This is a genomic window from Pseudoalteromonas sp. NZS127_1 (assembly GCF_015864295.1).
In the GTDB taxonomy this organism is placed as follows: Bacteria; Pseudomonadota; Gammaproteobacteria; order Enterobacterales; family Alteromonadaceae; genus Pseudoalteromonas; species Pseudoalteromonas arctica.
Window position 1 is genome coordinate 611,335 of record NZ_JADYXO010000001.1, and the last position, 20,077, is coordinate 631,411.

The window sequence follows — 20,077 nt, forward strand, 5'->3', positions numbered from 1 at the left end:
GGTCTAACCTGTATACATTAGCTAATTCTGCTTTAATGGCAAGTAATAAGCAATATGTGCCTTCATTTAATTAAAAAAAGCCATAAAAACATGTATTAATAGCACCTCATAAACACTTCGTTACGATTTAGCAGTTAAATTTATTTTTATTCTAGGCTAAGATGGAACTAATGTATTAACTGTACCAAATTAAGGAGCTATTTTGATAGCAAAGGTATTTAAAGGTATTTGGGCTGGAATTAACTTTTCTCGTCGTTTAATACTCAACATTCTGTTTTTATTACTGGTAATTGTTTTCTTAGTGTCACTCTCAAGTGACGACGATAAAATAATAGTTGAAAATGGCTCTGTGCTTAGGCTTAACCTAAATGGCCCTATTGTTGAAGAAAAAACATACATAGATCCGGTCGAAGCTGCAATTAGTGATGCAACTTCTGGTTCTGAAGCGCCAAGCGAAATATTACTCGACGATATTGTTGAAGTAATAAACGAAGCGACTAAAGACGATCGCATTACGGTGATGCTGCTTGATTTACAAGAAATGCCTAAAGCACATTTAAACAAACTTAAGCAAATTACCAATGCTATTGATGCATTTAAACAAGCTGGCAAAAAAGTGATTGCATCGGGTTATTACTATACCCAAGCACAATACTATATTGCATCACATGCTGATGAAATAGCTATGCACCCATACGGTAGCGTAGGTATTGAAGGTTACGGCATGTATCCGCTTTACTTTAAAGATGCACTTGAAAAGCTTGAAGTAACGCAGCATATTTTCCGTGTTGGTACATTTAAGTCAGCAGTAGAACCTTTCATTCGGAACGACATGTCTGAAGCAGCCAAAGAAGCTAACCGTGTTTGGTTGGGCGCTCTTTGGAGTGAATACAAACAAGATGTTGCTGCGGTTCGCCCATTTGATGAGTCAAATTTCGACGAGACAATGGACGTATATCTTGAAAAAATGAAAGCTGCAGATGGCGATGCAGGTAAATATGCACTTGACCACCAGTGGGTTGATTCTTTAAAAACAAATCAACAAGTTCGCAAACAATTAATTGATTTAGTTGGCGCACAAGAAGATGGCAAAACATTTAAGCAAGTTTCATTTCGTGAATACTTAAGCTTGGTTAAACCACCGATTGAATTTGATAACCCTATTACCGAAAAAGTCGCCGTTGTAGTTGCTAAAGGTACAATTGTGGATGGTGAGCGTAAAGCTGGCGAAATTGGTGGCGACTCTACAGCAGCCCTACTTCGTAAAGCACGCCTTGATGACAAAGTTAAAGCGGTTGTACTGCGCATTGATTCAGGTGGCGGTAGTATGTTTGCCTCTGAAGTTATTCGTGCAGAAGTATTAGCGCTTAAAGCTGCTGGTAAGCCTGTTATTGCCTCTATGAGCTCTGTAGCTGCATCAGGTGGTTATTGGATTGCCTCTGCTGCAAACGAAATCTGGGCAGCACCGAGTACTATTACAGGGTCGATTGGTGTGTTTGGTACGTTTATGACATTTGAAAAAACCTTATCTAAAATTGGTGTTTATTCAGATGGCGTTGCAACAACCGAAATGGCTGGTTTTTCTATCACTCGTCCCCTAAACGAAAAAATGGGTCAAGTAATTCAGATGAGCGTTGAAGAAGCATACGGTCGCTTTTTAAACGTTGTCGCTGATGCCCGTAATATGACGCCTGAGCAAGTTGATAAAATTGCCCAAGGCCGCGTATGGATTGCATCTCAAGCACTTGAACTAGGTTTAGTAGACAAACTTGGTGATAAACAAGATGCTATAAAAGCAGCTGCAGCACTTGCAAAACTTAATCACTATGAAGTTAAAACCATTAAACAAGATTTAAGCTCGCAAGAAAAAATGATTCAAAATATTTTTGGTAACGCGTCTATTAAATCGATGCTTGGTTTACAAACACAAAAAACATCTGTGTTAGCAACGCAAGCTAACTTGCAAAGCGTTATTAACCAATTAAGTACTGAAGTTGAAAACCTTAAAGATTACAACGATCCACAAGGTGTATATGCACGTTGTTTAGTGTGTAATGTTGCACAATAAAAGTGCATAGCTTTACCTAATCAGCTGTATTTAAAGTTACTTAACGTTATACTAAGCCCAGTTTTTTTACTGGGCTTTTTTTATGAAACGTAAACGCATTTATATCGCTTATACTGGCGGTACTATAGGTATGAAAAAATCGAGTCGAGGTTATATTCCTGCTGAAGGTTTTTTAACAGAAACCGTAGTGAACAACGCAGAGTTTAACCGTGATGAAATGCCTTTGTTTGATATTCACGAATACTGCCCTCTTATAGATTCTTCAGATATGTCTCCTGAGCATTGGCAACTTATTGCTGATGACATTAAAGATAAATACCAAGATTATGATGGTTTTGTTGTGCTTCATGGCACTGATACAATGGCGTATACAGCCTCAGCACTATCGTTTATGTTCGAAAACCTAACTAAACCTGTGATTGTAACTGGCTCACAAATTCCGCTTTCTCAATTACGCTCAGATGGTCAAGTAAACCTTCTGAATGCAATGTATTTAGCGGCAAATTATCCAATTGCAGAAGTAAGTCTATTTTTTAATAACCAACTGTTTAGAGGTAACAGAGCAACTAAAGCCCACGCCGATGGATTTAATGCATTTGCGTCGCCTAATCTTGATCCCTTAGCGTTATCGGGTATTAGTATTCAACTTATTAAAGGCCAACTTAGTCCTTATGTTGAAAATGAGCTGCAAGTTACTCCTATTACACCTCAACCCATTGGTGTGCTTTATTTATACCCTGGTATTAGTCAAGAAGTGGTTAAAAGCTTAGTTAATGGCAATATTAAAGCCTTGGTGTTGCTTAGTTTTGGTGTAGGTAATGCACCGCAAGATCCTAACTTTTTATCAATACTTGAAGAAGCAAGTAAACGTGGCGTCGTTATTGTTAATTTAACCCAGTGCTTAAAAGGCCATGTAAATATGGGCGGCTATGCAACGGGTAATGCACTGTTAAATATTGGTGTTATTAGTGGATACGATATGACCCTTGAAGCGTGTTTAACTAAATTACATTATTTATTTAGCCAAAAGCTAGAAGTAGAGACGATTCGTCATTTAATGCAAGACAATTTACGTGGTGAATTAAGCCGTTAAATCTCACCGCGCCTAAAATACAAAAGGCACGCTAAATAGCGTGCCTTTATCGTTTTAAACAACTGTTTATTACCTAACTTTAGCGTCGATATCTACTAAGTCAGTTAAATGGCATGTTTCACCGCTATGGGTTTTAACGCCGTGCTCACCAAAGTAATCACGCTGGGCTTGAACTAAATGCCCATTACTCGGTGTGGTTAATGTTGCTAAATACGTTTGTGTAGCACCCAATACAGGGAATGCTAAACCAGTCATTATTGCTTGTCCGGTAATTTTGCGCAAAGAGTTAGACTCTTTCTCAAGGGTATCAATAAATTCAACACCTTGTGCAACGCTATCAAGGTAGTCAGCACGAATAATACAACCAGAACGCCACGTTTGAAGCGTTTTAGATAAATCAACTTTCCACTGATGAGTACGTGATGCACCTTTAATTAACGCTAAACCTTGGCGATACGCTAGTAAGCTTGCAAGTAAGAACGCTTCTTTTAGCTCTTCTAAATCAATTTCAACATTGTTAGTTGATTTAGATGCATACGTCATCTCTTGTGCAGCCGTTGTATTACATGCATTAGTTAAATGACGAGCTTGTACAGCAGCAACAAGTGAAGGAACTGCGATACCAAGTTCTAGTGCATTTTGCGCAGTCCAAAGACCAGTACCTTTAGCGCCAACTTTATTATCAATTAAGTCCGCAAGCGGTACATTATTATGATTTTCAAGTGACAATATGTGGCTAGAAATAGACAGTAAATAGCTATTTAATTGACCTTCTGACCAGTCATTAAATATCTCAGCCACTTCTTTTGGAGAACGATTAGTGCCTAAACGAAGTAATTGGTACACTTCTGCAATAAGTTGCATAAGTGCGTATTCAATACCGTTGTGAACCATTTTTACAAAATGACCACTTGCTGATTGACCAACACGTGCAAAACACGAGTCGCCATTATAGCTAGCAGCTACTTTTTCAAACCATGGCTCAATACGTTCCCAACCACCCTCAGAACCACTTGCCATCATTGCAGGACCATGGCGAGCGCCTTCTGCACCGCCAGAAATTCCCATAGTGGCAAATTCAAATTTATTTTGGTATTTAAGTTTACGCGTTATACCGTCTTTATAATTACTATTACCGCAATCGACAATCATATCGTCACAGTTAACGCCGGCCTCTACAAGTTCATTACAAACTGTATCAACTAACTCACCAGCAGGAACAAGTAATAAAATAGAACGAGGTGCCTCTAAACGCCTTACCATGTCTCTTAAATCAGAGACAATGTGAAGCCTATCAGCCATGCCTTGAGATTTAGCACAACTTAGTAACTCTTCACCCGCATGTGGGTTTTTGTCATAAGCGACTAGCGTTATCCCTTTTTCAATCAAGTTTAGGGCAAGATTTTTTCCCATAACGCCTAACCCTACTAATGCAACTTGCATCTAGTGTCCTCCTCGGTAACAACTATTTGGTTAGAAAATTCAGTGTATAAATTAAATAATACCGCGTGCATTATACTCATGCAGTCATAAAATACTAATTATGAGTCAATACAACATGCTTTTTTATTACAGATAAATAAGCTACGTAATTATATCAAACATCAATGGTCTCGGGGTGACTAAAAGCAAAGCTAATTGAAATTAAGATCATTGACGCATTCTGACACCGGTGTCATAATGATGACACAATAGTTTTGTATAAAATAGTGGCAAACCTTTGAAGTTTGCACATAACTAAAATATTTTATTCTAATATAGATATTTTAAGTCAACAAAATAACGTCAACATGCTTTCACCAAGCAAACAGGAGAAATTGATGCTAAGACGCACAAAAATAGTCGCTACCCTTGGACCTGCTACCGATAGAGATAACAACTTAGAAAAAATTATTATCGCTGGGGCTAATGTAGTACGTTTAAACTTCTCACATGGTGTTGCCCAAGATCATAAAGACCGTGCACAAGCTGTACGCGATATTGCAAAAAGATTAGGCAAGCATATTGCTATCCTTGCTGACCTTCAAGGCCCTAAAATCCGCGTTTCTACTTTTAAAGAAGGTAAAGTAACGCTTGCTGTGGGTGCAAAATTTACCCTTGATGCAAAAATGGAAAAAGGCGAAGGCGACATAAACTCTGTAGGTATTGATTATAAAGAATTACCTAACGATGTAAGCCCTAACGATTTACTACTTCTAAATGACGGCCTTATTCAATTAAGTGTTGATGAAGTAGCTGGGCATTTAGTGCATTGTACAGTCACTGTTGGCGGTGTTTTATCTAACAATAAAGGTATTAACCGTTTAGGTGGTGGCTTAACTGCTCCAGCATTTACTGAAAAAGACAAAGAAGATTTAATAACTGCCGCTGAAATTGACGTAGATTACATTGCCGTATCATTCCCACGTAGTGGCGACGATATGCGCTACGTACGCTCACTTGCTGAAGCTGCTGGTTCAAAAGCACAGTTACTTGCTAAAATTGAACGTGCTGAAGCCGTTGAAACCCAAGAAGCTGTTGATGACATCATTTTAGCGTCTGACGCAGTAATGGTTGCTCGTGGTGATTTAGGTGTTGAAATTGGTGATGCTGCTCTTATGGGCAAGCAAAAACTAATTATTCGTCGTGCTCGTTCATTAAACCGTACTGTAGTTACAGCAACGCAAATGATGGAATCGATGATCGATAACCCTATGCCTACACGTGCAGAAGTTATGGATGTTGCAAATGCTGTTCTTGATGGAACAGATGCTGTAATGCTTTCAGCTGAAACAGCTGCAGGTGATTATCCTGAAGAAACAGTTGCGACTATGGCACGCGTTTGTTTAGGCGCTGAATCGCAAAAAGAAACGCACGTTTCTAAACACCGTTTAGATAGTCGCTTTTCTAACAATGCTGAATCAATTGCGCTTTCTGCTATGTATGCAGCTAATCACTTAGATTCTGTTAAAGCAATTATCACACTTACTGAATCTGGTAGTACGGCTAAATTAATGTCGCGTATCAGCTCAGGCTTACCAATCTACTCGCTTTCACGTCATGCCAGTACATTAGGTCAAACAGCACTTTATCGTGGTGTTTACCCAGTATTTTTTGATTCTACAAAAACTGAAAAAGACGGTATGGTAAAAGCCGCGCTTGATACTTTAGTTTCTCAAGGGTCTTTACAGTCTGGCGATACAGTAATCATTACTCACGGTGACTCAATGGAAACTGTGGGCGCAACTAACACAATGAAAATTGTAACTGTTGCGTAATTAAACGCCGAATATAAAAATGCGAGCTTAGCTCGCATTTTTTGTGTCTGTAATAAAAGCGTTGGCTTTAACTTGCTAATGCCGCTTTAACCTTATCTCGGTAGCTACGGCTCACTTTTAATTCTTGGCCATTTTCAAGTACTAATAAATACTCACCACTTACTTGTGTAACCAGTTTACTAATTTGTTTTGTATTTACTATTGCGCTGCGGTGCACACGCACAAATAACTGAGGGTCGAGCTCTTGCTCAAGCTCTTTCATTGTTTTACGTAGAATATGCGTTTGTCCGTCTTCACAGTGTAAACACATATAGTCACCTGCTGCATCAACCCATTGGATAGTCGCTACAGGTACCCGTATAATTTCACCCTGCTCTTTTACAGCAAGCGATTCTGGGTAACGTCTGTCTGTTAGCATATCGCCAGTGGCTAATTTTTTAAGTATTTCTTCGCAATTGTTACCAGTAATACCGGCTACAAAACTCGCTAGTTTTTTCTTATGGGCGTTGTCTTGCTGCGTTTTTAAGTAGGTATGCACTTTTTCTACCGCCTGTTTTAGTCTGTTATCATCAACGGGTTTTAAAATGTAATCGAGAGCATGAATTTCAAACGCTTTTACAGCAAACTGATCAAAGGCCGTTACAAATACAATCGCTGGTAATGCTTTTGAGCTTTCGCTAAGGGCTCTTGCTACTTCAAAGCCATTCATACCTGGCATTTGAATATCTAAAAAAACCAAATCAATTTTCTCGCTTTGACACATTTCAATTGCATCAGCGCCTGAACTACACAATTTAATTACTTCAATATCAGAGTATTCTTCGAGCCTTACCGCTAAACCTTTTCGTGCTAACGGTTCATCATCAACAATGAGTGTTTTTATTTTAGTCATTTTTCACAGCCTTCTCAAAAGGTACTCGCAGATTAACTTTTAATCCACTTGGCGTATTATGTGATAATACAAACGAATAATTATTTTCATACAACGTTTTTAATCTATCTTTGGTATTAGCGACACCTACGCCTTGAGCGTTAACTAATTGGCCATCGAGTATGTCAGTACCTGGGCCGTTGTCGCCCACTTCTAGTAATAACTCATTCGCAAATACCTGTGCTTTTATATCAATTACTCCACCTTCTGTTAGATGGGCAATAGCATATTTAATCGCGTTTTCTATAATAGGTTGCAAGATTAAGCTCGGTACTAAAGCCTCTTTAGCTTGCTCGCTTATATCTACATTTACCTTTAATCGCTCATCAAAACGTACACGTTCTATTTCTAAGTAAAGCATGAGCGCATGTAACTCTTGCTCTAACGGTACTTTTTTTATTGGATCGGTATTTAATGTATAACGTAGAAAGTCACTTAACCTTGCTACCATTAAGTTAGCATCTTTGTTTTCTTTAACCAAAATTAAAGTAGAAATAGCGTTAAGTGTATTGAATAAAAAATGGGGGTTAAGCTGATACCTAAGCATTTTTAATTGCGCTTCGTGTGCCATAGTTGTGGCTTTTAGTGCTTTTTGTCGCTCACTTTGTAATAACTGATAATATTTAACGCCAAAGTACAGACCACTCCAACATAAAATAATATAAACCGAATCTAAACCTTGCTGCAGGTAATAAAACCACTCCTCTGGTCTATAACCATGGCGGTATATTTCCCACAAATTAAATTTTTGAACGACAGCCCATAAAGTACCTGTTACATAAGAGGCACCAAATACCACAATCATTAATACCCAAGGCGAGGCATTCCAAATTTTACGGTAAATATACCTAAGCGGTACTGTCATTAAGCAACCAGCGTAAGCATTTAATAAAATAACAAATACGTATATATCACGCATTTCAAATACTTTAGAGCCAATATAATTTACTAACGCATAACCAATCCAGCCTGCAATTTGCAAAAGCCAAAAAAAGCGCTGTCTGTTATCGACTAAAGATTGCCAGTTCAAAATAGATGTTTACTCCGTATAGTTAAAGACTAATTCCATAAAATAGGCGCTTGTTATTCTTTATTATTTTTACCTATGTAGGGCTAATTTTAATAAAATTAGATAGTCTTATTATATAGATTTATGAGTTTGCATAGCACTACAGCCTACCTTGCTTTTTAATAGTCTTACCGCAAACAAATAGTAGATACACTAAAAAAGCGAAAGGTTATTCACCTTTCGCTTTTTAAATATAAATAGCTTTGTGTAAATTAAGCTAGTTTGTCTGATGCTACTTTGTATGTTGGATCTTCAATCACATTCACTTCAACCAAATCGCGTGCTTTATGCAACAACTGCGTACAGTCTTTACTTAAGTGACGTAAGTGAAGTTGTTTACCTGCTTTTGTGTACTTATCAGCAAGTGTGTCAATTGCTTCTATTGCACTGTGATCAGATACGCGGCTATGCTTAAATTCAACAATTACATTTTTAGGGTCATTTTTAACATCAAATAACTCTGCAAAGTTTTTAACTGAACCAAAGAAAAGCGGGCCATGTAACTCATATACTTTAGCGCCTTCTTCATCAATATAGTTAGTTGTGTATATGTGCTTAGCATGCTGCCAAGCAAATACTAATGCAGATACAATAACACCTACACATACTGCAATCGCTAAATCGGTAATAACAGTCACACCCGATACAAGTACTATTACGAAAGCGTCTGATAGAGGCACACGCTTCATCATTTTAAAGCTGGCCCATTCAAACGTACCTAATACAACCATAAACATAACACCAACAAGTGCAGCTAGTGGGATCATCTCAATTAAGCTTGAAGCGAATATGATGAACGCAAGCAACATCAATGCAGCACTTATACCCGATAAGCGAGAACGACCACCTGAGTTAATGTTGATCATTGATTGACCAATCATTGCACAACCACCCATAGCACCAAACATACCACAAGTAATATTTGCAGCGCCTTGGCCTATACACTCTTTATTACTATGACCGCGAGTTTCTGTAATCTCGTCAATTAAGCTAAGCGTTAATAATGATTCAATTAAACCAATAGCCGCTAAAATAAGTGCATAAGGAAAAATAATTTGTAGCGTTTCGAAAGTAAACGGCACCATAGGAATATGAAACTGAGGTAAACCGCCTGCAATTGTTGCAGCTTCGTCGCCTGTCATTCCTTTTAAGAAATCAACTACAGTATGCGCTTCTAAATCCAAACCAATAACTAAAGCGGTCACTGTAATAATAGCGACTAATGTAGAGGGTACAGCCGTTGTTAGTTTAGGTAAAAACTGAATAATAGCCATCGTTAAAGCCACTAAACCAAGCATAATATATAACGGGTTACCCGTCATCCATTCTTGTCCGCCCATACCATCAGGCACTTTAAATTGTCCTAACTGAGCGAGAAAAATAACAATAGCTAAGCCGTTTACAAAACCAAGCATTACCGGATGAGGAACCATGCGGATAAATTTACCGAGTTTAAATACACCCGCGAGTATCTGCAGTATGCCCATGAGCAATACGGTCGCAAATAAATACTCAACACCATGATCAAGCACTAAACTTACCATAACAACAGCTAGTGCACCGGTTGCACCTGAAATCATACCAGGGCGGCCACCAAATATAGCCGTAATTAAACCAACGATAAACGCGGCATATAGACCAACTAAAGGTTCTACATTTGCAACAAAGGCAAACGCAACAGCTTCTGGCACCAAGGCTAGCGCCACAGTTAATCCAGATAAAATATCGTTTTTAGCAGAGCTAGGCGCCCTACTGAGTAAGTTAAACATTGAGTTCCTCAAATGGTGTAATGGGTATCAAAAAAGCGCTAAATTCTACCAAATTAGCGCTCAGTTAACAATTGTCATTATGTGGTTAAACTAAACTAAAAGAGGTTTAGCTTTTAAAAAAAGTGCTTTTATAAAGGGAGGGAAGTACTACGTTTTACACATGTCATTGTTACATTAGAATGTACTTCTTGTACATATTCTAAGCTTAGTAAATTATCGCGTACAAAGTGCTCATAACCTTCTATGCCTTGTGAAATTATGCGTAGCATAAAGTCCATTGTTCCAGCCATGGTGTAACACTCTGTTACTTGATCATAACTCATTATAAGTTTTTCAAATTCAGCAAGGTTCTTTTTACCGTGATTTGATAAACGCACATGTGCATATACAAGCATATCAAAGCCAAGTTTTTTCTCATCTAAAAGAGCCACTTTGCTTTTTATATAACCATCTTGCTCTAGCTTGGCAATTCGACGCCAGCATGGAGATTGAGACAAGCCTACTTTATCAGCAATTTCTGCGGTTGATAAACTAGCATCTTGTTGTAAAAGTGCCAATATTTGGCGATCTACGTGATTTAGAGACATTTTATTTCTTATTTATCAAATAAACTGGTTAAATTATACAACCATTTTAAAACTCAGTCTGCTTATTTTTAATTTTTATGCAGTTTACCAAACTTCAAATAAGTAACTTAACCAAACTTACCACTCACAAAAGGATTTGTTTGTTTTTCAAATCCAACCGTAGTGTCGCTCCCATGCCCTGCCAATATTTTAGTATTATCAGGTAAGGTTAGAATATGCGTCTTAATCGACTCTATAAGTTGTTCGCTATTCCCCTTAGGGAAATCAGTTCGCCCTACTGAGCCTTTAAAAATAACATCACCTACAATAACGCATTCATTGTCTTGTTGATAAAACACAATATGACCAGGTGTATGCCCTGGGCAATGCTTCACTAAAAAGCTAAGTTTACCTACGCTAACGGTGTCGTTATGGTTTAGCCAAATATCCGGGTAAAAAGGCTCAATGGGTTTAAACCCGAACATTTGTGCTTGCATAGGTAAGTTTTCAAACCAGAAGTACTCATCTTTTTGTGGGCCAATAATTTGTACGTTAAATTGATTACGTAAAATATCAGCCCCACCCACATGATCTAAATGCCCGTGCGTTAACCAAATAGCACTTAATTCTAGTTTATGCTCATTAAGGGCAGCTACTATTTTATCAGGGTCGCCACCTGGGTCTATGACTACGGCTTGTTTAGTTTCACTACACCAAATAATACGACTATTTTGTGCAAATGCAGTGACGGGTATGGTTATAATTTGCATATTAGATTTCTTTACTTTTTTGATCTGGAATAACAACTTCTTCTTCAAATGACATCAATATTGGGTACTTTAAGTACGCTTGATCATAAAATGGACTTTGCTCATATAACCAGTTTAGTCTCGCATCAGCGTCGCTTGCGAACGATTTATCTTTAAGCTTTTCATCAAACTTAAGCGCTAGCTTTGGATTGTCTTTTAGCATTTGGCGTGCAAACGGAATTAGTGCATAGTTTTCCATATACTCAGTACGCTGAAAAATAGTATTAAATTCCCCCCATGCAAAAAACGAATCTGGTGCTTCAGGATGCAATAAATGCACAGCAAGCTCACCTGCTTTTTGTTGAGTATTGACTTGATACCAACCATCTAAATCTACATTTATAGCAGGGACATAATCAAAACTTGCTGACACTCTAAAACGGCCTTCAAATGGTGCTTTATCAAACGTGTAGTCTGCCACCTTTGCTACTTTTAAAGGCTGTGTGTTTGCCCCTTCAAGTTTATTAATAGAGACACCATGTAACTTTAGTTTCTTAATAATATTGCGATATACAGGCGGAATAAAAAAAGCTTTAGGTACTTCAACTGTATGTTGTACATCTTTTTGCCAATAAATAGGTAAGTCGGTATATGTATGTGCTTTACCCAAATACTTCACTTCATTTTGGCCTGAGAGCGCATTCATGCTTGATGAATACTCAATACCTTTAAACTGCGCAATCGTATCAGCTTGCTTGGAATAGCCACGCTTTACTATTAACTGTTTAGGAACAAATTCCTGTTCTTTTTTTACTGCATTAGCTAATTCATGACTGTGCTTTGATAGCGCAGTAATAGCACCATCTAAAAATACGTAAGTTCCTAATACACGTTGCTTGTAAGGCTTCAATGAATGATTTTCAACTAAAATAGTCGGTAATGACTTTAAATCACCCCAACCATTTGAAAAGCGCGGCGTAGCAACCCATCCCGCTAATCCTTTTTTAAAGTCGCGCTTGTCCATAACAAAAACAAGTGGCCCTGGCATGTGCCCTTGCTTAGCTAGCGTATCGTCAATCAGAGGTTTAAAAAACTGGTTTAGTGCATCAGATACCGCAGGCGACTCGCTTGAAAATACCGGATTGTAGCCATAAGTCACATCGTATTGGTAATCTGCGCCATCGGTTACGTGTACATCAATGTATAAATTTGGGTTGTAGTCGTTAATAACCTTTAGAACACTTCTAACTTCTGGGGTATCTAATTTAGTAAAATCACGATTTAAATTAAGGTTATTAGCATTTGTTCTAAAGCCCATTTTTGTAGGGCCCCGTTGATTGATGCGATTGAATGCACTGCTACGTTCGTGTCCATCTACATTTAAAATAGGAATAAATAATATGTTTACCTTTTTTAAAATGTCACGGCGCTTACCCGTCGCTATATCTCTGAGTAACATAAACATGGCATCTTTACCGTCTATTTCACCAGAATGTATTCCTGCCTGGATAAAAATAGTTGGCTTAGTGCTATTAGCCATTTGCCTTGCTTCAAAAAAGCCTTGCTCACTGGCAATCAACATTTTTATTGCACGCTTGCTATTACTATAGCCAATGGTTTGAGATTGAAACTGAGTAGGGTTTGCAGCAACTAACCTATCAACAAATGCCATTGTATTTGCATAATCTGGCGACGCTTCACCTGCTGACAGCTCAAAATCAGTAGTTAGCGGCCCTTGTTTTTGTAAAAGCTCTACGCTTTTCCCCTGCCACTCAATTAATGGAGGTAAGTGTGCGTCATACGCCACACTTGCAGATAAAAATAGTAAACTTGCAAACATAAAATTCTCTAACAAACGCCTTAATTATATAAATTATATCAACTAAATTTTTTATAATGAGGAAACTGCGGTGATTCAACAAAAAAATGCAGCCAACTACATCTCACTCATTCACACCTGTCTTTTAAGGCTATATAACATTATTAATGTACAGTAATTCATTACATAACTATTTATACCAACTCGTAAAAATACTTAATCAATTTAAGGGATTACATCTGACGCTAACAGCGTCAAAAATGTCTGATATACGTCTGCATGGATCCAGGAGAGTGAGTAATGATGGAGCAATTGCCAAGAACAACTAAATAGTGAATTTCGCCCTGCTCTAACGTAATTTTTTATCGGTAAATAGAGCTCATATAAGTAGATGGGTATTAATTTGAAAAAGCCAATTTAGCTCAGCTATAAAAAAGTGTAAGTTATTAAATTACAGGCACAAAAAAAGGAGCCATAGGCTCCTTTTTTAATACTTATATGAAAAAGCTTAAGCGGCTAGGCCTTCTTTTGCTTTTTCTACAAGCGCTGCGAATGCAACTTGGTCATAAACAGCGATATCTGCAAGGATCTTACGATCGATTTCTACAGATGTCTTTTTAAGACCATTGATAAAACGGCTGTAAGACAGACCATTTTGACGTGAAGCAGCATTGATACGTGCAATCCATAATTGACGGAAAGTACGTTTCTTCGCACGACGATCACGGTAAGCGTATTGACCCGCTTTAGTAACAGCCTGGAAAGCTACGCGGTAAACACGTGAACGTGCTCCGTAGTAACCTTTTGCTTGTTTTAAAACTTTTTTGTGACGTGCACGTGCGACAACGCCGCGTTTAACTCTTGCCATTTCTAAAAACCCCTATTAAGCGAACGGTAACATACGTGAAACTAGACCATGGTCATTTTTATGAACCATCATCTTAGGACGTAGGTGTAACTTACGCTTAGAAGTTTTCTTAGTCAGAATATGACGAAGATGCGCTTGTTTACGCTTGAAACCGCCAGAAGCAGTCTTTTTGAAACGCTTAGCAGCGCCACTGTGACTTTTTAGCTTATAAGCCATTGCAATAACTCCAAATTGTATTGCTTTTAAATTAGTAAGCAGGCGTGAGATATATTTCTATAGCTCCACTTTTAGGCCTAACTTACTGCCATGTTCCGGTGAAGACCCAGCATAAATGCCGCAATCTTACTTTAAAACCGGTTAACTCAGGTGAATATTCGCATATTACTTGCAGACCTGAGCTAATTTCGGTGCGTATTATCGCTTAAAAATTATTTTTTAGCAACAGGCGCCATCATCATAACCATTTGGCGACCTTCAACACGATTTGGGAAAGACTCAACTACTGCAAGTTCTTCTAAATCGGCTTTGATACGGTTTAATAATTCTATACCAATTTCTTGGTGAGCCATTTCACGACCACGGAAGCGGATAGTAATCTTAGCTTTATCGCCAGCTTCTAAGAACTTACGTAAGTTGCGAAGCTTAACCTGATAATCACCTTCATCCGTACCAGGACGGAATTTGATTTCTTTTATCTGGATTTGCTTTTGCTTCTTCTTCTGTTCTTTTAGTTCTTTGCTTTTTTCAAAGATGAACTTACCGTAATCCATGATTCTACAAACAGGCGGCTCAGCGTTTGGACTGATCTCAACAAGATCAACACCCGCTGCATCGGCCATAGTTTGCGCGTCTTGTAATGACTGAATTCCAGCTTGTTCGCCTTCAATGTCAATTAAACGAACTTCTTGCGCTGTAATTTCTTCGTTAATACGATTTTTTTGAGCTGTTTGTTGCCCTTTCTTGCCGCCTCTAATAGTACGTTCCTCCAAGAATATCAATAATATAAGCGTGTAATTGGCTGTTTGTTAATGCCTTACACGCTCGATTTTTACTGTCGATTTTTAATTTCTTCGCTAATTTTAGCTACAAAATCATCGACATTAAATTTGCCTAGGTCTTCACCTGTGCGAGTACGCACTGCTACTTCTTGTTGTTCGACTTCTTTATCGCCAACAACAAGCAAGTATGGAATACGCTTAAGTGTATGCTCACGGATTTTAAAGCCAATCTTCTCATTTCTCAAGTCAGCAGCGGCTCTAATTCCAAGTTTATTTAATTTTTGTACAACTTCTTTAACATAAGGAGCCTGTTTATCGGTAATATTCATGATTACCGCTTGCTTTGGCGCAAGCCACGTCGGGAATAAACCAGCGTACTCTTCTGTTAAAATACCAATAAAGCGTTCAATAGAACCTAAAATAGCACGATGTATCATTACAGGCGTACGACGTTCGTTATTTTCTGCTACATAAGTAGCGCCTAAACGACCCGGTAATGCAAAGTCTAATTGCACTGTACCACACTGCCACGCTCTGTCTAAACAATCGTACAAAGTAAATTCAATTTTCGGACCGTAAAAAGCACCTTCGCCTGGAAGATAATCAAATTCAATATCGTTTAGCTTAAGTGCTTCGGCTAAAGCAAGCTCTGCTTTATCCCACATATGGTCTTCACCAATGCGTTGTTCTGGGCGAGTTGAAAGCTTAACTACAATCTTCTCAAACCCGAATGTCTCATATGTATCATAAACCATCTTAATACACGCTGAAACTTCGTCCATTATCTGCTCTTCGGTACAGAAAATATGAGCGTCATCTTGTGTGAAGCCACGTACACGCATTAAGCCGTGTAATGCGCCTGATGGCTCATTACGGTGACAACAACCAAATTCAGCCATACGAAGTGGTAAATCACGGTACGATTTTAAACCTTGGTTAAAGATTTGCACGTGACCTGGGCAGTTCATTGGTTTGATTGCGTATTCACGCTTTTCAGACTCAGTGGTAAACATTGCTTCTGAATACTTTTCCCAGTGACCTGATTTTTCCCAAAGTGAACGGTCCATCATCATTGGACCTTTTACTTCTTCGTACTCATATTCACGTAATTTTTCACGTACAAATTCTTCAAGCTCGCGGTAAATGCTCCAACCATCGTTGTGCCAAAATACCATGCCTGGCGCTTCTTCTTGCCAATGCCATAAATCAAGCGCTTTACCAATACGACGGTGATCGCGTTTTTCAGCTTCTTCAAGGCGTTTTAAATACGCTTTAAGTTGCTTTTTATCGCCCCACGCTGTGCCGTAAATACGTTGTAGCATTTTGTTGTCTGAATCACCACGCCAATATGCACCTGCCACTTTCATTATTTTGAAGTTTTGGCAAAATTTCATGTTAGGAACGTGAGGTCCACGACACATGTCTACATATTCTTCATGATGATATAACCCTGGACGGTCATCTTTAGCAATGTTTTCGTCTAAAATTTCTATTTTGTATGTTTCGCCACGCGCTTCAAATGTATCGCGTGCTTCTTGCCAGCTTACTGTTTTTTTCACTACGTCGTAGTTTGTTTTAGCTAGTTGCAACATACGCTTTTCAATTGCTTCAAGATCATCTTGTGATAATGAATGTTCCATATCGATATCGTAGTAAAAACCGTTATCAATAGTAGGACCAATTGCCATTTTTGCGTCTGGGAAAAGTTGCTTAACTGCATGACCAATTAAGTGAGCACAAGAGTGACGAATAATTTCAAGGCCGTCATCGTCTTTTGCAGTGATGATCTCAAGGCGAGAATCTTCACAAATTTTATCACATGCATCAACACGGTCGCCATTAACACGACCGGCAATGGTCGCTTTAGCTAAACCAGGACCAATATCGTTTGCAACATCAAGCGTGCTTACAGGGTTTTCAAAACTACGTTGACTTCCGTCTGGAAGAGTAATAACTGGCATTATAAATCCTTACTACAGTGGTGACACCTACAATGTATCACGTGTATTTTTATTAAATTAAATGAGAATGGCTCGACAACGCTTTTACGAATAAGCATTGACTAATTAATGTAGATGCAGAGTCTATTCAACTACAAAGATATATTGTCGCGTGCTGCGCATTTAATTACAAGTTTTAAGGGGTGAAATCCACCCGTTTTGAGCACAAAATGTAACTTTTAGAGCAAAAAAAATAATTTCATTAAAATATAAAAGCATCAACGCACTAATTACGCACCTACAACTATACCTACACTCGCATTTTAATGTGTGTTGCGTATAATACTGCGTAATTAAGTTATTTTAGAGAATAGACATGAGAACATGTGGTGTAGAAATTACCGGTAGTGATGTACTACTTTGTATTTTAAGTAAAGATAATGACGTATTTGATATTCGCGATGTGCGCCAAACACGCTTTACCTTAGGTAACGGTAACGACACTGAAGTAATGCGTAAATTTCAATTTGATTTTGCAAAACTAATGCAAGACTACCAAATTGATTCTGTTGCAATTCGTGAGCGCCAGCCAAAAGGTAAATTTGCTGGCAGCGCAAAAGGATTCAAAATGGAAACCGCGATTCAATTAATCGACAATTTAGATGTGCGTTTATTTACCACGACCGAAATTAAAGAACAGGTTAAGCGTAATCCTATTCCTATTGATTTTGAAGAAACGGGTCTTAAAAAGTACCAAGAAAATGCATTTGTAAATGCCTACGTTTATATAATGAAAAAAACATACCGCAGCGACGAAATGTAAACTCATTGCTCGTTTAAAAACGCGTACTTACTTTGTAAGACGCGTTTTTTTGTATCTAAAAAACATGATTAGATTTTATAAAGGTACTCATACCAACCTGCTTATATACGGGGTCTATTTAACGTTAAGAAAATTACGCTAGAACTAGGCTAAAATTTTTGTATCTAGTTGTTCTAAATAAAAAATTTTTAACGACGTCATAGTGCAATTTAATTCGTTAAATTGATCAAAGATTTATGCAGGTTGGTATAATACATTAGTCTAACCACTCTTCTCTTTGTCGACAATATGTGTTTATTTTAACTTTGTAGTTTACATAACTCACACACATTTTCATGGAGAGAGCAATGCACACACACACTATTGCGGTAAAAGAAGTAGAACAAATAAATCACTTACCGTTATCGCAAAGCTATTTTAAAGGCATACAAAGCACACCTTTAACAAATTCAACCATTGGCGAGTACTTTGACCTTATTGTCGACAAAAACCCAGAGGCTTTAGCCGTTGTCGTTCATCATCAAGATATTCGTTTAACATATAAAGAGTTTCAAAAAGAAGTTAATCAACTTGCTATGGGCTTACTGGCCCTTGGTGTAAAACCAGGAGAGCGCGTTGGTATTTGGTCTCCCAATAATATTGAATGGTGCTTAACCCAGTTTGCAACAGCTAAAATTGGCGCAATAATGGTGTGTATTAACCCTGCGTATCGCCCTAACGAATTACAATACGCCTTAAATAGTGTTGAATGTTCAACCTTAATCACAGCATCAAACTTCAAAGGCAGTGATTATTTAGAAATGCTCAATGGTTTGGCTCCAGAGCTTGTAAGTTGCGATAAAAACAAACTTAATTTAAAAGCACTGCCTACTCTTAAAAATATAATTCGTATCGGTGATGAAGAATCTCCTGGTATGCATGCGTTTAATGATGTTATTAACTTGCCAACATCGGCACATGAGCTTGAACTAAAAGCAATTGGTGCAAACTTAAATGCAGAGCAAGATATTAATATCCAATTTACATCGGGTACAACAGGCAACCCAAAAGGCGCAACGCTTACACATAAAAACATTTTAAATAATGCGTTATTTGTTGCTGAGTCTATGCACTTTACAAGCGATGACAAATTATGCATTCCGATCCCGCTGTATCATTGCTTTGCTATGGTACTAGGTAGCTTATTATGTGTTAGTAAAGGTGCTGCAGCCATTTACCCAGGTGATTCGTTCGATGCAAAAACTACCCTTGATGTAGTGCAACAAGAAGGCTGTACAGCGCTGCATGGTGTACCCACTATGTTTATTAGTGAGCTTGAACTAAGTAACTTTAACGATTACGACCTAAGTACTTTGCGCACGGGTGTAATGGCCGGTTCAACGTGCCCTGAGCAAGTAATGCGAAAAGTACAAACACAAATGAACATGCATCAAGTGCTCATTGCTTACGGGCAAACTGAGTGCAGCCCCATAAACAACATTACCGAAACAGATTCATCAATAGAGCGCCAAGTAACGACTGTTGGCCGTGCGCTTGCGCATACCGAAGTTAAAATTATTGACGAATTGGGTAACATTCAAAAAATTGGTCAACCTGGAGAAGTGTGTAGTAAAGGTGCAGGTATAATGCGCTGCTATTGGAATGACGAATCAAAAACAAAAGCCACAATAGATGACAGCGGTTGGCTGCACTCCGGTGATTTAGGTGTAATGGATACTGAAGGGTTTGTCACCATAGTGGGCCGTATTAAAGATATGATTATTCGCGGCGGCGAAAACATTTACCCTCGCGAAATAGAAGAAGTACTTTACACCTACCCGGGCATTCAAGATGCTGCCATATTTGGTATAACAGATGAAAAGTATGGCGAGGAAGTGTGCGCTTGGATCCAACCAAAAGAAGATGCAGTGCTTGATGAGCAAGCAATTCGTGAGTTTTTAAAAGACAAACTAGCCTACTTTAAAATGCCACGACATATCCGCTTTGTAGAAAACTACCCAATGACAGTAACAGGTAAACTGCAAAAATTTAAAATGCGAGAGCAAATGCAAGAAGAGCTAAGCGACAAAGCCTTCTCTTAATTTTTCCTCTACAAAAACCTGAACTCTAAATCATAAATCTATCTCA

The 20,077-nt window shown here is 38.3% G+C and carries 16 protein-coding genes; 5 read left to right on the forward strand and 11 right to left on the reverse strand.

Features of this window, described 5'->3' with window-relative positions; translation table 11 throughout:
* Positions 1-202 precede the first annotated feature (202 nt).
* A complete protein-coding gene (sppA, locus tag I6F50_RS02545; protein WP_024590136.1) occupies positions 203-2,068 on the forward strand; it encodes a signal peptide peptidase SppA in 1,866 nt (621 codons plus the stop codon).
* Between the two features lie 82 nt (positions 2,069-2,150).
* A complete protein-coding gene (gene ansA, locus I6F50_RS02550; protein ID WP_007582693.1) occupies positions 2,151-3,161 on the forward strand; it encodes an asparaginase in 1,011 nt (336 codons plus the stop codon).
* 69 nt (positions 3,162-3,230) lie between these two features.
* Here ansA and gndA read toward each other — a convergent pair whose 3' ends face one another.
* Positions 3,231-4,604 (reverse strand): NADP-dependent phosphogluconate dehydrogenase, encoded by a 1,374-nt coding sequence (gndA, locus tag I6F50_RS02555; protein WP_165740831.1) that lies wholly within the window; start codon positions 4,602-4,604, stop codon positions 3,231-3,233.
* Positions 4,605-4,981: 377 nt separating this feature from the next.
* Here gndA and pyk point away from each other — a divergent pair, with 377 nt between their 5' ends.
* Positions 4,982-6,418: a pyruvate kinase gene (gene pyk, locus I6F50_RS02560; RefSeq protein ID WP_007582689.1), complete on the forward strand. Its 1,437-nt coding sequence runs from the start codon at positions 4,982-4,984 to the stop codon at positions 6,416-6,418.
* 67 nt (positions 6,419-6,485) lie between these two features.
* Here pyk and I6F50_RS02565 read toward each other — a convergent pair whose 3' ends face one another.
* The 10 genes from I6F50_RS02565 to thrS form a co-directional block, all read right to left on the reverse strand.
* Positions 6,486-7,310 carry a LytTR family DNA-binding domain-containing protein gene (locus tag I6F50_RS02565; RefSeq protein WP_007582688.1) on the reverse strand — a complete coding sequence of 275 codons (825 nt, stop codon included), beginning with the start codon at positions 7,308-7,310 and terminating at the stop codon, positions 6,486-6,488.
* Positions 7,303-8,379, reverse strand: a complete 1,077-nt coding sequence (locus I6F50_RS02570) for a sensor histidine kinase (protein ID WP_007582687.1) — start codon at positions 8,377-8,379, stop codon at positions 7,303-7,305. Before I6F50_RS02570 ends, I6F50_RS02565 begins: the two co-directional genes overlap by 8 nt.
* Before the next feature lie 251 nt (positions 8,380-8,630).
* Positions 8,631-10,187 carry a SulP family inorganic anion transporter gene (locus I6F50_RS02575; protein WP_010554472.1) on the reverse strand — a complete coding sequence of 519 codons (1,557 nt, stop codon included), beginning with the start codon at positions 10,185-10,187 and terminating at the stop codon, positions 8,631-8,633.
* A gap of 128 nt (positions 10,188-10,315) precedes the next feature.
* The gene (locus tag I6F50_RS02580) at positions 10,316-10,774 is read right to left on the reverse strand and encodes an Lrp/AsnC family transcriptional regulator (protein ID WP_007375323.1); all 459 of its coding nucleotides are present in this window, start codon (positions 10,772-10,774) and stop codon (positions 10,316-10,318) included.
* A 107-nt stretch (positions 10,775-10,881) separates the two neighbouring features.
* Complete coding sequence (locus tag I6F50_RS02585; protein WP_024592375.1) at positions 10,882-11,523, reverse strand: MBL fold metallo-hydrolase; 642 nt, start codon at positions 11,521-11,523, stop codon at positions 10,882-10,884.
* Position 11,524: 1 nt separating this feature from the next.
* On the reverse strand, positions 11,525-13,342 hold the full coding sequence (locus I6F50_RS02590) for a M14 family metallopeptidase (RefSeq protein WP_165727445.1): 1,818 nt from the start codon (positions 13,340-13,342) through the stop codon (positions 11,525-11,527).
* A 487-nt stretch (positions 13,343-13,829) separates the two neighbouring features.
* Entirely contained in the window at positions 13,830-14,189 is a 360-nt protein-coding gene (gene rplT / locus I6F50_RS02595; RefSeq protein WP_002960711.1) for a 50S ribosomal protein L20, read from the reverse strand.
* A 15-nt stretch (positions 14,190-14,204) separates the two neighbouring features.
* Positions 14,205-14,405, reverse strand: a complete 201-nt coding sequence (gene rpmI / locus I6F50_RS02600) for a 50S ribosomal protein L35 (RefSeq protein WP_002960713.1) — start codon at positions 14,403-14,405, stop codon at positions 14,205-14,207.
* Between the two features lie 212 nt (positions 14,406-14,617).
* Positions 14,618-15,178: a translation initiation factor IF-3 gene (gene infC / locus I6F50_RS02605; protein ID WP_002960714.1), complete on the reverse strand. Its 561-nt coding sequence runs from the start codon at positions 15,176-15,178 to the stop codon at positions 14,618-14,620.
* Positions 15,179-15,237: 59 nt separating this feature from the next.
* Positions 15,238-17,148: a threonine--tRNA ligase gene (thrS, locus tag I6F50_RS02610; RefSeq protein ID WP_166419058.1), complete on the reverse strand. Its 1,911-nt coding sequence runs from the start codon at positions 17,146-17,148 to the stop codon at positions 15,238-15,240.
* Between the two features lie 355 nt (positions 17,149-17,503).
* On the opposite strand from thrS, the gene I6F50_RS02615 reads away from it, so the two are divergent.
* Together I6F50_RS02615 and I6F50_RS02620 are read left to right on the forward strand one after the other, a co-directional pair.
* Positions 17,504-17,950 (forward strand): DUF3010 family protein, encoded by a 447-nt coding sequence (locus I6F50_RS02615; RefSeq protein ID WP_007582681.1) that lies wholly within the window; start codon positions 17,504-17,506, stop codon positions 17,948-17,950.
* Positions 17,951-18,297: 347 nt separating this feature from the next.
* On the forward strand, positions 18,298-20,031 hold the full coding sequence (locus tag I6F50_RS02620) for an AMP-binding protein (RefSeq protein WP_197175243.1): 1,734 nt from the start codon (positions 18,298-18,300) through the stop codon (positions 20,029-20,031).
* Positions 20,032-20,077: the final 46 nt, after the last annotated feature.

Bases quoted from the DNA above. Each gene is read 5' to 3' on its own strand.
- I6F50_RS02590 (WP_165727445.1), bottom strand. From the start codon at position 13,342: ATGTTTGCAAGTTTACTATTTTTATCTGCAAGTGTGGCGTATGACGCA.
- pyk (WP_007582689.1), top strand. From the start codon at position 4,982: ATGCTAAGACGCACAAAAATAGTCGCTACCCTTGGACCTGCTACCGAT.
- rplT (WP_002960711.1), bottom strand. From the start codon at position 14,189: ATGGCAAGAGTTAAACGCGGCGTTGTCGCACGTGCACGTCACAAAAAA.
- gndA (WP_165740831.1), bottom strand. From the start codon at position 4,604: ATGCAAGTTGCATTAGTAGGGTTAGGCGTTATGGGAAAAAATCTTGCC.
- I6F50_RS02620 (WP_197175243.1), top strand. From the start codon at position 18,298: ATGCACACACACACTATTGCGGTAAAAGAAGTAGAACAAATAAATCAC.
- ansA (WP_007582693.1), top strand. From the start codon at position 2,151: ATGAAACGTAAACGCATTTATATCGCTTATACTGGCGGTACTATAGGT.
- rpmI (WP_002960713.1), bottom strand. From the start codon at position 14,405: ATGGCTTATAAGCTAAAAAGTCACAGTGGCGCTGCTAAGCGTTTCAAA.
- I6F50_RS02580 (WP_007375323.1), bottom strand. From the start codon at position 10,774: ATGTCTCTAAATCACGTAGATCGCCAAATATTGGCACTTTTACAACAA.
- I6F50_RS02615 (WP_007582681.1), top strand. From the start codon at position 17,504: ATGAGAACATGTGGTGTAGAAATTACCGGTAGTGATGTACTACTTTGT.
- thrS (WP_166419058.1), bottom strand. From the start codon at position 17,148: ATGCCAGTTATTACTCTTCCAGACGGAAGTCAACGTAGTTTTGAAAAC.
- I6F50_RS02565 (WP_007582688.1), bottom strand. From the start codon at position 7,310: ATGACTAAAATAAAAACACTCATTGTTGATGATGAACCGTTAGCACGA.
- I6F50_RS02575 (WP_010554472.1), bottom strand. From the start codon at position 10,187: ATGTTTAACTTACTCAGTAGGGCGCCTAGCTCTGCTAAAAACGATATT.
- I6F50_RS02585 (WP_024592375.1), bottom strand. From the start codon at position 11,523: ATGCAAATTATAACCATACCCGTCACTGCATTTGCACAAAATAGTCGT.